Origin of the sequence: Gottfriedia acidiceleris (genome assembly GCF_050457485.1) — a bacterium.
Lineage (GTDB): Bacteria > Bacillota > Bacilli > Bacillales > Bacillaceae_G > Gottfriedia > Gottfriedia acidiceleris_D.
This window is the reverse complement of the sequence record NZ_JBCMJM010000022.1, coordinates 61,469-75,548: the sequence shown is the minus strand read 5'-3', so window position 1 is coordinate 75,548 and position 14,080 is coordinate 61,469. Positions and strand designations below refer to the sequence as shown.

The 14,080-nt window shown below is 32.2% G+C and carries 16 protein-coding genes and 1 riboswitch; of the genes, 5 read left to right on the top strand and 11 right to left on the bottom strand.

All coding sequences use genetic code 11. The features are described from left to right. Complete coding sequence (gene tatC / locus ABEY15_RS21470; RefSeq protein ID WP_069033400.1) at positions 1–729, top strand: twin-arginine translocase subunit TatC; 729 nt, start codon at positions 1–3, stop codon at positions 727–729. A gap of 55 nt (positions 730–784) precedes the next feature. On the opposite strand, the gene ABEY15_RS21465 is transcribed toward tatC, so the two are convergent. After that, positions 785–1,102 carry a hypothetical protein gene (locus ABEY15_RS21465; protein WP_056475504.1) on the bottom strand — a complete coding sequence of 106 codons (318 nt, stop codon included), beginning with the start codon at positions 1,100–1,102 and terminating at the stop codon, positions 785–787. Between the two features lie 289 nt (positions 1,103–1,391). Next, complete coding sequence (locus ABEY15_RS21460; RefSeq protein WP_429892087.1) at positions 1,392–1,781, bottom strand: FtsB family cell division protein; 390 nt, start codon at positions 1,779–1,781, stop codon at positions 1,392–1,394. A 427-nt stretch (positions 1,782–2,208) separates the two neighbouring features. Here ABEY15_RS21460 and ABEY15_RS21455 point away from each other — a divergent pair, with 427 nt between their 5' ends. From ABEY15_RS21455 to ABEY15_RS21445, 3 genes are all read left to right on the top strand, one after another. Beyond that, positions 2,209–2,553, top strand: a complete 345-nt coding sequence (locus tag ABEY15_RS21455; protein WP_056475499.1) for a YojF family protein — start codon at positions 2,209–2,211, stop codon at positions 2,551–2,553. A gap of 16 nt (positions 2,554–2,569) precedes the next feature. After that, positions 2,570–3,250: a bacillithiol biosynthesis deacetylase BshB2 gene (gene bshB2, locus ABEY15_RS21450; protein ID WP_429892086.1), complete on the top strand. Its 681-nt coding sequence runs from the start codon at positions 2,570–2,572 to the stop codon at positions 3,248–3,250. An 85-nt stretch (positions 3,251–3,335) separates the two neighbouring features. Further along, on the top strand, positions 3,336–3,716 hold the full coding sequence (locus ABEY15_RS21445) for a VOC family protein (protein WP_429892085.1): 381 nt from the start codon (positions 3,336–3,338) through the stop codon (positions 3,714–3,716). A gap of 53 nt (positions 3,717–3,769) precedes the next feature. Here the strand turns inward: ABEY15_RS21445 and ABEY15_RS21440 are convergent, their stop codons facing one another. The 6 genes from ABEY15_RS21440 to ABEY15_RS21415 all read right to left on the bottom strand — a co-directional run bounded on the left by ABEY15_RS21440 (position 3,770) and on the right by ABEY15_RS21415 (position 10,206). Beyond that, entirely contained in the window at positions 3,770–4,915 is a 1,146-nt protein-coding gene (locus tag ABEY15_RS21440) for an ABC transporter permease (protein WP_429892083.1), read from the bottom strand. 1 nt (position 4,916) lies between these two features. After that, positions 4,917–6,041, bottom strand: coding sequence for an ABC transporter permease (locus ABEY15_RS21435; protein WP_429892082.1), 1,125 nt, complete (start codon positions 6,039–6,041; stop codon positions 4,917–4,919). A gap of 36 nt (positions 6,042–6,077) precedes the next feature. Then, positions 6,078–7,013 (bottom strand): ABC transporter ATP-binding protein, encoded by a 936-nt coding sequence (locus tag ABEY15_RS21430; RefSeq protein WP_129688594.1) that lies wholly within the window; start codon positions 7,011–7,013, stop codon positions 6,078–6,080. 156 nt (positions 7,014–7,169) lie between these two features. Continuing rightward, positions 7,170–8,273, bottom strand: a complete 1,104-nt coding sequence (locus ABEY15_RS21425; protein ID WP_429892081.1) for a sensor histidine kinase — start codon at positions 8,271–8,273, stop codon at positions 7,170–7,172. A gap of 16 nt (positions 8,274–8,289) precedes the next feature. After that, a complete protein-coding gene (locus ABEY15_RS21420) occupies positions 8,290–8,931 on the bottom strand; it encodes a response regulator (RefSeq protein WP_429892080.1) in 642 nt (213 codons plus the stop codon). Positions 8,932–9,219: 288 nt separating this feature from the next. Continuing rightward, entirely contained in the window at positions 9,220–10,206 is a 987-nt protein-coding gene (locus tag ABEY15_RS21415) for a zinc-dependent alcohol dehydrogenase family protein (protein WP_429892079.1), read from the bottom strand. 203 nt (positions 10,207–10,409) lie between these two features. Here ABEY15_RS21415 and ABEY15_RS21410 point away from each other — a divergent pair, with 203 nt between their 5' ends. Continuing rightward, positions 10,410–10,709, top strand: coding sequence for a hypothetical protein (locus tag ABEY15_RS21410; RefSeq protein WP_429892078.1), 300 nt, complete (start codon positions 10,410–10,412; stop codon positions 10,707–10,709). Between the two features lie 68 nt (positions 10,710–10,777). On the opposite strand, the gene ABEY15_RS21405 is transcribed toward ABEY15_RS21410, so the two are convergent. The 3 genes from ABEY15_RS21405 to ABEY15_RS21395 all read right to left on the bottom strand — a co-directional run bounded on the left by ABEY15_RS21405 (position 10,778) and on the right by ABEY15_RS21395 (position 13,680). Next, the gene (locus tag ABEY15_RS21405) at positions 10,778–11,350 is read right to left on the bottom strand and encodes a TetR/AcrR family transcriptional regulator (protein WP_429892077.1); all 573 of its coding nucleotides are present in this window, start codon (positions 11,348–11,350) and stop codon (positions 10,778–10,780) included. Positions 11,351–11,367: 17 nt separating this feature from the next. Continuing rightward, entirely contained in the window at positions 11,368–12,060 is a 693-nt protein-coding gene (locus ABEY15_RS21400) for an MBL fold metallo-hydrolase (RefSeq protein ID WP_429892076.1), read from the bottom strand. A 150-nt stretch (positions 12,061–12,210) separates the two neighbouring features. Beyond that, complete coding sequence (locus ABEY15_RS21395) at positions 12,211–13,680, bottom strand: amino acid permease (RefSeq protein WP_429892075.1); 1,470 nt, start codon at positions 13,678–13,680, stop codon at positions 12,211–12,213. 200 nt (positions 13,681–13,880) lie between these two features. Then, a riboswitch (Lysine riboswitch) is annotated at positions 13,881–14,059 on the bottom strand. Positions 14,060–14,080: the final 21 nt, after the last annotated feature.

Sequence of the window (14,080 nt, the reverse complement as noted above, 5' to 3'; positions counted from 1 at the left end):
ATGCAAGAAAAAGAAATGAGTGTCATTGACCATTTAGATGAGCTTCGAAATCGAATAATAAAAGTTATTGTTGCATTCGTTATTTTTTTAGGGATTGGATTATATTATACGAAAGCTATATTCAATTTCCTTGTTCAAGATTTGCATGGAAAGCTTCTAGCGCTTGGTCCAAGTGATGTCCTTTGGATTTATCTAATGATTGGTGGAGTGTTCGCGATCGCGTGTAGTATCCCTGTCATAGCTTACCAAATATGGGCGTTTGTAAAGCCGGCCTTGCATGTAAAAGAACGAAAAAGCACAATGCTTTATATACCAGCTTTATTCTTATTGTTCGTTTGTGGATTAGCATTTGGCTATTATTTCATCTTTCCAAACGTTTTAAAATTTTTACAGGACATCGGAGAAGACTTAGTAACAGTTACTTTCACAGCTGAACGCTATTTTAGCTTCTTATTTAACTTAGTTGTTCCTTTTGCGTTTTTCTTTGATTTACCAGTCATTATACTATTTTTAACAAGTATCGGAATCGTATCACCAGCATTTTTAAGAAAATCTCGACGATTTGCATATTTTATCCTTATTATTATCGGAACAGCAATTTCACCGCCTGATTTTGTATCTGATATGATGACAAGCTTACCATTGTTAGTTATATACGAATTAAGTATTCTTGTTTCATCAATTGCATATAGAAGACGTATTAAACGCCTACAACATGAATCAGAATAAAAATAAAAAAATGGACAGCAATTAGTATGCTTGTCCATTTTTTTTTGACTATTCCTTATAATAAAATATGTGATGTATACAAAGTAACAACTAAACCTGAAAAACTATAAATTAGCGATGCTTTAATAGCAATTTTTCTTTGAAAATCTTTATGTAAGTCATTAAATTCTAATCCAGCAGCACGCAACCATTGATATCGCTGCAGAGGAGTATAACTTACTTTTTTAGCTGTTTTCCAATAAAGGAAGACCGTCGTAACGAATCCTACCATAATAGCAATATTACTAGCCGATGAATCCGAGAGAACACTAACAAGGAACGTCAAAATTACTTGTACAATTAAAATAGCAAAAACGTAAATGAACTTTTTCATGTTAATCCTCCTTATTTAAGCTTATTTAAATTATAACAAAGATGTATTTTTCAGAATAGTAAAAATTTTGTAGAAATCATGGGTAATTAGAACTGAATAGACAACAAAGTGATAAGAGAAAGAGTCTGTTTATAAGACAAAAATGTAAAAGATATGAAAAAATTCTATTCCCTTCTTCCTATTTAAGTTCGTACGTTCGACTTTAAATTTGCATAAAACGAACATTAGTTCTATAATAAATATAGAAAAAAGATTCCCACATATATGAGAATCTTTAAGTTATTAATTGTTAGTTTGAGCTGATCTCATCTTTCGATTTCGGCACGATGATGATTGTTTCTCCTTTTTTAGAGAACATGTATTGATCACGAGCATAGTTTGCTATAAAATCCGGATCATTTAATAGTCTAGTCTGTCTGTTTAAATCTTTTTCAGTTTTAGCTACTTTTTTTTGTTCGACATGTAATGTTGAAAGTTCATGTTGCTTTGCCGAAGAGATCTTGTTTTGACTATACATATATATACCAGACGCGACAATTAAAGACAAAAATAAGGTTGTCAAAATGATTCGATGGATTCGTATTGTTTTTCTTTTTTGAGTCTGCGGAAATTGATTACGAGAAGGCTTGTTTAATTCTTCTCTTTGTGGATTATATAGTTTTCGCGCTTCTGCCTTCACGTTAAAAACCTCCCTTTAAAAATATTATTCTACTCTAGTTTAACAATTAATATCTTTTTAGAAAAGAAAAAAAAGGTAAAACAAGTAAAAATTTGACTATTTTACACAAAAACTCGTCTTTTTTGTCGAGTTCTAGTCACGTATATTATCAATAAAAAGATACCACTAATTACCTTATTTTCTTATTTTTTGAATATTTTAAATTTTTTTAACAAAAGTGGTTGACGAATATTTTCCCATCATGTATATTAAATATAAATTAACTGAATATTTAAACAGTTAAATTTTAGTAATCATGTTATACACATCCCCCCAATCCCTATCACCCAATTAGATAGGGATCTTTTTATGTTCAAAATCACAAGCCAACAAATTACCAATTTAGGGAAAGTTGGATTATAATACTTTTTAAAGGAGGTACGAGAAAATGCAAAAATTAGAAATTGGTGCTGCCCAAGATGCACTTCAAAATTATATAAATCAAACAGTATATTTACATTTAGAAACTACAAATGGTGCATATGCTAATCACTTTAATGAAAAAGTAATGACGGTAAATGCCTTTATTAGAAATACGAAAGTAATCATTAGCCGTGCTACGATCACAGGCAAATACCCATACCGTGTCGGATTAAAGCTTGAAGAAGGCTGGGTTGTTGCAGAAGGATTAACTGATTTTGAAGTTGATGACCAAGGTCGCCTCCTACTAGCAGGTCATAATGAGGATGGAAAGCTTGCAATCGCAATACATTTAAGCTATACGCCATTTTAAGAGAGGAGCACTAAAAATGAGTCAAAAACAAGAAAAAGTATTACTTGTGTTCCCTCACCCTGATGATGAAGCTTTTGGGGCTGCTGGAACGATTTCGAAGTTTACAAATAAAGGGATTCCGGTTACATACGCTTGTTTAACATTAGGAGAAATGGGACGAAATATGGGAAATCCATTTTTCGCAACAAGAGAATCACTTCCTACAATACGTAAAAACGAATTAATCGACGCTTGTAGAGAAATGGGAATCCAAGATTTAAGAATGCTAGGATTTCATGATAAAACAATTGAATTCGAAGACCCTGAGGATGTAATTAGTCCAATAAAGGAAATCATCGACGAGATTCAGCCAACTTTATTAATTACTTTTTATCCAGAACACGGTGTCCACCCAGACCATGATGCAACTGCAAGAGCTGCTGTTGAAGCAGTTCGACGAATGGATAAAGATGATCGTCCAACAGTATGGTGTATTGCAATTACAAAAGAACGCTTTGAAGTTTTAGGGAAACCCGATATCGTGAATGATGTAATGGATGTTGCAACCCAGAAACTAAGAACGATGAAAGCACACCGCTCTCAGACAGAGGCGATGCTAAAAGACGTTGTAAAAATCGAAAAATTTGAGGATATACCTGATGATCGATTAAAATCATTTTTTGCGAAGGAATCATTCTATACCTATCAGTTTGAATAAGCACTTGCCAAAACCAATGTAAGAAGGTAAAAACCTTATATATGTAGAAAGAAAAAGAGATTAAACTATTCTGGAGGTTAATGAAATGTTGAAAATGAGGTATTTAATTTTATATGTTTCAAGTCTAGAAAAATCTCTTACTTTCTATACTGAGTCTTTAGGCCTTCCTATTCGTGGAAATCATGGTACGTATGTAGAATTAGATACTGGCAATACCGTACTTGCTATGATTGAACGTGGCAATGTTCAAGAACTGACTGGATTAAATTATAAAAATACTGAAGCATCCTCTCAAACCTTTGAAATCGGATTTATAACTGATGATGTGCATTCTACAATAGAAGATTTACGAACAAAAGGTGTAAACATCATCAAAGACCCCATTACAAAGCCATGGGGTCAAACAGTAGCATATGTAGCAGATCCAGACGGTCATTTTATTGAAATTTGTAGTTCAATGGACTAATAAAATAGCTAAAAAATCCATCTCTTAAATAAAGAGATGGATTTTTTTTATACTTACACAAAATTTCTAGTAGAACTATTACGACTAAACTTATAAATAGCAATTAAGAAAAATGCAGTCGCAAAAACTAGAAGGATTAAAATGTTTAAATATAAGCTTCCTAAACTACTTCCTTGTTGCAACTTCGTCAATGTCTCTAACGTCCATCTTTGTGGAAGAAAATCCGCAATTCTTTGTACTGATGATGGCATAATCTCAATTGGCCAGAAACAACCGGAGATCATAACAGTTGGAACAACGATTAAATTCTGCAATGCTCCAGATGATTTTGAACTATTAGAGAACGCCACAATCATTAATGAGATCCCGACTGAGACCAAAGCAAAAAGCATCATAACAATTGCCGCTTCCCAAAATGGAATATGAATATCGATATGAAACACTTTAGTCATAAAGATGAGCGTAATAATTACTTGGATAGTCATGACAATCATATTTACTACAACATTTGAGAAGATATATTTTCTAGCATTAATAGGTGCTGACAAAAGTCTGTAGTAAATTCGATTTTCTTTTTCCTTTAAAATAATTTCAGAAAGATTCCCTGCAGACATTAACATAATCATAATCAAAAAGCCTAAACTATATGTCGTCATATTTTCAGATTGAGATGAATCTGATAATGTTTTTGTTGCTACCTTGAAGCTTGCATTTTGGTAGTTGGAATACATTTCATTAAATTTAGTTTGGTCTGTTTTTGCCACTCTACTAATAGCTGAAACATTGTCGATATAATTGTATAAATAAGATTTTACAAAGCTCGTAATTTGAGCACCTTTTATAGAAGATATTTGAATATGATTTGGGTTACCAGAACGTACACTATCTGTAAAACCATCATGGAACGAAATAACACAATCAAGTGATCCTGAAGCGATCTTATCATTGGCATCAGAATTGTTTATTATTTCAATACGAACGTTATCTAAGTGTTCTAAAAACTTAATCGTATCATTTGCAATATATTGATGATCCTCATTGACAATCCCAACATGAACGATCGTTTTATTGGAACCACCATAAGCTAGAAAGGAAATAAAAATACCAATTAGAGGCACTAAAATATACATAATAATATTTTTCTTATTTTTAAAAGTAGCTCTTAAAGTATTCGAAATTAGCCAAAAAACTGTCTGCATCTTACAGCCCCTCCCTTCTTTGTAGAGAAATAGATGCAAGAAATAGGAATAATAAAGAAAAACCTATATTAAAGACAAGCGCCGGGATAGCAGCTGACAAGTCGTTTGCATAAATAATTTTTGTAATTGCAGTATTAACCCATGTAAGTGGTGAAAGCTGAGTAATGAATTTTAAAATCCCACTAGTATCGTCCAACTTAAAGTAAGCTCCACCAAAGAATGAAGACAGCTGCACAACAATCATGATGATTGCTCTAGATGATGCATTTGATTTCGTTATATAGCTTACAACTAGCCCTAAACTAATTGATAGAAGAACTTCCGTTAGTAAAACAATAAAGACTAATAATAGATGGCTACCCCAATTGGCTTTAAAAAAGTATTTGCTGAAATAGACAACTACAATAATGCACAGAAAGTTAGCAACCAAACTTCCAAGTATTTTCCCTATAAAAATCTCAAATTTAGAAATAGGAGAAACGATTAATCGATCAGCAGTTTTTCTAACTCTTTCTCCCGTGATCAATTTACTCGCAGACATAGCTGCATAAAGAACAATCATAGTCGTCATTGCAATCGCGTAATAATCCATCGAACCTGGCTGTTTATTTGATGAAATCGACGTGTCTTTAATATAATCATCATGAGCATTACCTAAAAAGACTTCTTTAACTTGAGTTGGATCGACTTTTGCAACTTCCACGCCAACATTATATTTATCTACAAAAGAAGTTAACATTCCTTGAATAACACTACCCTCAACACTGTTTCCTTCATTGATATAAAGCTTAATTCCGTTATCTTGAATAGAAATATAGCCATCATAATGATTTCGTTTCACTTCATTCTCGCCATTTGTATTACTCGCAGCTTTTTTAAAATGAATTCCAGACTTTTTCGTGCTTTTAATTAATTCGTTAAAATACTGCGAAAACTCACCAGTTGTTGATTGTTCTTTATATAAAACATGCACATCTTTAATCGGGACGGATGTTGAAAAGGCATTTGAAAGTGAAGTACCTAAGACAAGCATTAAAATGATTGGAAATGCTAACATAAAAAATAAGTTCCTTACATCTCGAAAGTCACGCTTAATTTCCATGAAAGCAATATTAAAAATATTCAAGCTAATTGCCTCCTTATTAAATAATTTTCCATGAAGTTAATCACGTAAATTTCGGCCTGTTAATGTAAGGAAAACAGTTTCTAAGTTAGGCGCATTTTCCTGTAATGAACTGATTTCGATTTCATTATTAATAAAATGTTGAATGATTTTATTTAAATTATTCACACCATTATCTGAAGTAATCGTAATAACATTATCTAAAATATGAACGTTCTCAACACCATTAATCGCTTTAAGTTCCGTAACATCAATATTTTCAGTCGTTTTAACTTCAATTCGAATATCCTTTGTATTCGTAATAATCGATTTAAGCTGTTCCTTTGTTCCTTCAGCGATGATTTTTCCATGGTCAATAATCGAAATACGTGAGCATATTTCTTCAACTTCTTCCATGTAATGGCTCGTATAAATGATTGTACAACCCATTTCATTAAGCTTACGTACACTATTAAGAATATAGTTTCGTGAATGTGGATCAATCCCAACAGTTGGTTCATCCATAATAATCAGTTTAGGTCGATGTGCAATCGCACACGCAATATTTAACCTTCTCTTCATTCCACCAGAGAAATTTTTTGGATATTCCTTAAATTTATCTTCTAACCCTACAAATTGTAAGGCTTCTTCTACTCTTTCATTTAATTCCGAACCTCTTAAACCATATAGTCCAGCGAAAAATCTAACATTTTCATAGGCAGTTAAATCTTCATAAATAGCTAAGTCTTGAGGTACCATTCCAATATTCATTTTTGCGAACTTACTATTCTTCTTACTGTTTTTACCTAGAATTTCTACAGTACCTTGATTACTTCGGAGTAGCCCTGAAATAATATTAATTGTCGTACTTTTCCCCGCTCCATTTGCTCCAAGAAATCCGAAAATTTCTCCTTCTTCAATTGATAAAGACATATTATCTACTGCTATAAAATCCCCGAACTTTTTAGTTAAATTTTTTATCTCTAAAACTTTCATCCTCTCACCTCTTAAGCTTTTTGTATGATGCTATTATAAGCAAAAGGGTGAACTAATATCAGTGTATTAGTTCACCCTTTTCACATGAGAATATTCATGTTTTTATTTAGGCAAAATCATGATGGACTTAATAGAAATTCATAACACATGTTAAGATTATTGGATTGGAAGCAACGTTGTAACTGAAAAACCATCATGACCATCCACTATTATTTTCCCGTTTATAGCCGCTGTTCTCTCTTCCATCCCAATGATGCCTAAACCTTTTTTAATTTTCACTTTCCCTTTACCATTGTCTTTTACATTTGTTTTTATCATTTTATTCATGACATGTATTTCAATCGAAACCTCTGTAGCATTTGCATATTTCATCGTATTTGTTAAAGCCTCAACTACATTTTCTTGAATTACTTTCCATTGAATTGGCGTAATAAGATCGAGATTTCCTTTATAGACAAACAATGTTTTTAAATCATGCTTAGCAGAAAATTCATCTATGAATAATTTCATATGATGAATTCCCATTTGTTCAGTTGGAGGCTTCATATTTTTTAAAGTGAGTCTTATATTTTCAATACCATCCTTTGAAATATTTATCGCATTTTGAAGCAATTCTAATGCTTTATCTTGATTAGTACTCATTAAATGTTTAGCTGCTTCCATTTGAAATAGCGCACCTGTCATTGAATGCCCTATTTTATCATGTATTTCTTGAGAAATACGATTTCGTTCCTCCAATTTAAAGGTATATTCCGATTGCTCAATAAACTCATTATGGTTATTTATCTTTTTTGACAGCTTTTGAATCGTTCTCCTCATTTTGTCAATTTGATCTTCTTTAAACCGTAATCTAGTGTTATACAAATTAACAAGCGAAAAAACGATAAAACTAAATAATGAAATTAATCCATAAATAGGCTGTAAAGAAATAGATAAGTAGAAAATTGGAAGTAGTGCCAAAAAGCAACCAATCCATTTTTTCGAAGTAAAAAAAGAAACAAGCTCTAAGATCGACATTGGCAGTAGTAAAAGAAATAATGGCTGAATCTTTAAATTGGAATAGACAATTAAACAAATTGATAAGATTAGTAAAAATTTTATCAACGATCTATTTTTAATTAAATAAAGACTAATATTTAAACAAAAATAAACAAGCAATGCAAACAGTACCCAAGAGAAATTAGGAATTTCTTTTTGAATACAAATTAAAGCTATATACAATATAACAGAGAGCTTATTTAAAATAATCCAACGCTCCATATGTAACTCCTTCGCGTTAGTCTACTTTCCCAGTAATATAGAAAATAGCAATTTGTGTTCGATGTTCTAGCCCTGTTTTTCCGAGAATTGAAGTAATATAATTAGCAACTGTTCCTTCAGAAATATAAATTTGCTTAGAAATTTCCTTATTCGAAAACCCTTTTGCAATTAGAGCCATTACATCTAACTCTCTTTGGGTAAACAAACTCGTATCTATTTTCGTATCTGCTGTATTTGCATTGCTTGTTAAATTCGTTCTAATTTTATCCAGTACTAAATCTTGCATGACTGTATTTCCATGATAAACACTTTTGATCGCTTCTCGAATACGTTCTGGTTCATTATTTTTTAATAAATAGCCCTTTGCTCCATTTTTCACAGCATCAATAATGTACTCATCATCATCAAAAGTCGTTAAAATAAGCGGCTTTGTTTTAGTTTGCTCGGAAATATGCTTCGTAGCTTCTACGCCATTCATATTTGGCATTCGAACATCTAAAAGCGCAACATCTACTTCATTATTTTGACAATATTTTAACGCTTCATTCCCATCATTTACTGTTTCTAATACTTCAAACTCTTCATAAGAGCTCAATATAATTTTAAGCCCTTCCCTAATAAATGAATTATCATCAGCAATAATTAATTTTATTTTCATTTGAATAGAGGGAGAAAATTTCTACCTCGTTTTCACATCCTTTATTCCACGAATTATATTTCCATTATATACCACTACTGATTAAAAACCATGAGAAGAACAAGATTAATCTTATAGGGTTCATAAAACAAATCACTTAATTACATAATTTTATTGTTTTACGAAGCTTTGACGTATTCATTAATAAAAAGGTATACAAAAACACGAACACTCAGAGGTTTGATTTCAAGCTCAAAATGAAATGGTAAGAAAAAATCCCCATGCATATGCAAAAGGGATTCAATAAAATTACTTATTTTCAATTAATACTTTACCATATTGAACTTCATTATTTTCAAAGTAATCATGAGCGTCCTTCACTTGATCAAATGTAAAAGATTTTGGATTGATTAGCGGTTTAAGCTTACCTTCTTCAACTAAAGTAGCAATTTTATTTAAAATAGCACTATGTTCTTTACGCCCTTCCTCAGTTTTTTGAGTAAGCAGAATAAAAATTACATGTAAAGATAAAGATTTGTTATGTAAAAGTGTTAAATCATGCGTCGAACGTGCTGCGATTGCTAGAACAGTACCTTTTGGTTTAACTGCAATAAATGATTTATCTAGGTTTTCATTACCGACAGTATCAAAAACAAGATCAAAGCCTTGCCCATCCGTTAGGCGGTTAACATATTCTTGGACGGTCTCTTCTTTGTAATTAATGACATGGTCTGCACCTAGTTTTTTAACTAAATCAGCTTTTTCATTCGACGAAACAGTTGTCGTAACAGTAGCTCCAAAAGCTTTCGCCAACTGGATAGCTAGATGACCAACACCACCTGCCCCGCCATGAATTAAAATATGATCACCTTGTTTTAAATTACCTCTGTCAAAAAGTGCCTCCCATGCAGTAATAGCTGTTAATGGTAAACTTGCAGCTTCTTGAATAGGTAAATTTTTTGGAGCTTTAGCAATTACTGTTTCTTCTATTAAAAAATAATCTGAAAGACTACCCGTAAAGACATTTAAACCGAAAACAAAATCTCCAACTGAAAAACGTGAAACATTTTCACCAACTTCAACAACTTCACCAGAAAAATCACTATGTAAAATCATCGGAAAATTAGGATGGAACGCATTCGGTACAATCCCTTTTCTAATCTTTGTATCAATCGGATTGATACTAGTCGCAGAAACCTTAACTAAAACTTGATGACCAGATGGCTTCGGTATTGAAAGTTCAACATTTTTAAACTCAGAGCTATCTCCATATTGATGAATGACAATTGCTTTCATAATAGCCTCCTCTTTCAAAATAGAAAATATTATTAAGTCATTTTAGCATAAAACAGATCGAAAAAAATACAATTTTAACTTCAAATCGAATCATAAGGTTTTGATTATAATGGTTAAAAATTTATAATTTATATTGTTTTTTCACATTGTTTCAGTATAATCAATATAAATCTTTTAATCTTAATTCATGGAGGAAAATGACTATGGTAAACAAGTTAGAGGAATTAAATGAGAGAAATACGTTAAACCATAGAAATATTGTAAAGTATGTAAAACACGTCTTTGATGAGTTAGACTTAAAAGTTAAAAAATTTCGTGAAGAAACAGCAATTAAGGCAGCTCATCATGCAAAACCAGATTTAGAAGAAGAAAAATTATTTTATAACAATATTCACCATATGAAGACGTTACTAATTGACGTATTAGAACGTACTACTGAAGATCTTGAACATATGGGAGATAAAAACTGGAATAAAAACTTCAAAGACGGCGTAAACGCTTAATTTAAATAAAAACGTATTTTCTCTATAAATAAGGATAGGAAGGTATTTAAACCTTCCTATCCTTTTGATTATTGCTTTATATCCGACTTCAAATTTCTTACATAATTTTTCAATACAAAAAGTACACTTTCATCAATTGGAATATTTATACCAAATCCATCACTTTTTTCAAGCGAAACAAAACCATGAAGCAAACTTCTAAAACCTCTTACCGCATGAATAAGTTCAATGTCCGTTAAATTATACGGTTTCATTAATTCATAGATTACGTTCAATATTTTATTCCCCGTTAAACGATACTCATCACCTGGTGTTTGAGACGGAGATAAGGTAGCTTTATATAAACCAGGATGGGTTCTAGCATAATCAAGATAAGCAAAAGCTAATGCAAAAATTGCTTTCTCACTTTTTTTACCTTCAACCGATTCACGAAGTTTTTCATAAAGTTGTGTAATTCCATGTAATGCAACACTATTTTTTAGTTCATCCAAATTCTTAATATGATTATAAATCGATGGTGGTTGAATCGTTAGCTTCTTTGCAAGATAACTAATCGTTAAAGCCTCCCACCCTTCTGTATCGACAATTTTAATTGAAGTACTCAGTAATTGATTAAAATTCAATCCAATTCTTGGTGACATTACGAATTCCCCTTCACTTACTGCTTTTTAAGAGCACGGTCAATTGCTTCTTGTGGATGACTTAACATCGTACCATGACCGACTGCTAATAGTGTAGGTTTTAATTCACTAATTTTCTTAGCACTATTTAAAGCAGCATCTTTATTCCATGTTGCCATAGATGGAAAAGGAAATAAAATTCTTAATTGACCAGAGATCGCAAAACCACCTCTTAATGAAAAAGCATCACCAGCGATAATGGCATTTGTACGTTGATCTAAAAATGCCATTGAACCAGGTGTATGACCGGGAACTTCAACTGCTATTAATGACCCAATAGTGTCTCCTTCCTGTAGTAACCGATCCGGAATAGTTTGGATATTTTTAGGAACGCCACCTTTTATAGGAGTATTTGGCTCACTAGCTTCTAAACTAGTGTCTCCTTTTAATAATTTTGCATCCCTTTTTGAAATGGAGACGACTGCATCAGGAAGTAGTGATTTTAATTGATCAAGCGCTCCAACATGGTCACCGTGCGCATGCGTTAAAACGATATTCGTAATTTTTTTGCCGATTTGATTAGCTGCTTCAATAATTTTAGTCGCACTAAAGGATAGCGCTGTATCAATTAACGTAAGTTCGTTTTCTTCTTCAACTAAAAAACAATTTACAGGAAAGAAATTGGGTAAGAAGCTCAACTCATAAAGATAATTATTTTTCGTAATCTTCATTTTATCCCCTCCTAATAATAAAAACTAATACCTTTAGTTTTATAATACTAAAGGTATTAGTTTTTGTGAACAAAAATTCCAAATTTACAAAAAAATCGTTAAAATGACTAAAAAGCCCTTCCATCAAAATGAAAGGGCTATACTCTATAGTTATTTTCTAGATAAGTCCATCTCTTTATAAGAAACAACTTTTGTTTTGTGTTTAACTTTATAACCTAACCAAACAATTAAAAACACAGGAATTCCAATGTATGAAACAAGTACACCTTGCCAATCAATTGCATTACCAGTAAATGCTTGCCAGTTTTGAGCTAGTACAATAAATAAACAAGCTAAAAATGCTAAGATTGGACCTAATGGGAACCATTTTGCGCGATAAGGTAGGTCATTCAAATCTTTACCTTGAGCAACATAAGCCTTACGGAAACGGTAATGAGAAATCGCAATACCTAACCAAGCAAGGAAACCTGATAATCCTGATAAATTTAATAACCAAGTATACACTTGACCTTCACCGAAGAATGAAGATAAACAAGCAAGTGAACCAACTGCAAGTGTTATATATAAAGCATTAGTAGGAACACCATTTTTATTTACTTTTGTTAAGAATTTAGGAGCTTTTCCTTCGATTGCTAGAGTATATAACATACGAGTAGATGCGTATGTTCCACTATTACCTGCCGATAAAACTGATGTTAAAATAACTGCATTCATTACAGAAGCCGCAAATGCAACACCTAATTTTTCAAATACTAAAGTAAATGGACTAACAGCCACGTCGTTTTTCACTAGACCAGGATCTGTATAAGGAATTAATAAACCAATTACGATAATAGCTAAAACATAAAATAAAAGGATACGCCAGAAAATTTGACGGATAGCTTTTGGAACATTTTTTTCTGGATGTTCTGTCTCACCTGCTGCAACACCGATTAACTCTGTACCTTGGAATGAGAAACCTGCAACAATAAAGATTGATAATACACCTAAAAATCCATTATGAAACGGAGCATCTCCAACAGTAAAGTTTTTGAAACCTGCATGATGTCCACTTAAAATACCAAAAATCATTGCAATACCAACAACTAAAAAGACAACAACAGTTACAACTTTAATTAATGAAAACCAAAACTCTGATTCACCATAGCCTTTAACTGAAAGTAAATTTAAACCTAAAATAATCACTAAAAAGATTCCGCTCCATAAAACAGCTGGAGTATGTGGGAACCAATATTTCATCAGCATTGCCGAAGCTAATAATTCAAATGCTAAAGTGATTGCCCAGTTATACCAATAATTCCAACCCATAGCAAAACCAAATGCTGGATCAACATAGCGAGATCCATAAGTACTAAATGAACCAGAAACTGGCAAATAAGTCGCCATTTCACCTAAACTAGTCATTAAGAAGTAAACCATAATACCAATTAGTCCGTAAGCTAAAACAGCTCCACCAGGTCCAGCTTGGCTAATTGAAGTTCCACTAGCTAAAAACAAACCTGTCCCAATTGAACCACCAATTGAAATCATCGTTAAATGTCTTGCTTTAAGGCCCCTTTTTAAAGAACCATCGTGAGTATTCGATACTACTTTATCATTTTTAGGGTTTGTTAGTCCCATCTTATTGCCTCCTCTTCATTCTTGCAATCTTATCTTTACGCGAGAATATGGGACGGTAAAAAAGTGTTGTATGATGTGTATTTTACTCAGTATTTTCGTCAATATGTAAAGAATGGAAAATCTGGTAAAATACAAAAAAACACGTGAAGCAATGTTCACGTGTTTAAGACTCAAATATATGTGTCAAACAGCATCAACATCTCTTCAATAGCCCTCCACAAGAAAATCTTGTGACAGTCCTATGCTTATTCAGCAATAGGCCCAGTAATAAATTTAAATGGTAAATTTATTACTTCGGCAGTTTCACCTTTTATTACTTTTCACAGGTACCATAAACCTCAAAGTAACGACTAATCAAAACTGCGCCTCTATCCATACGAGATAAAGATTATATTAAATT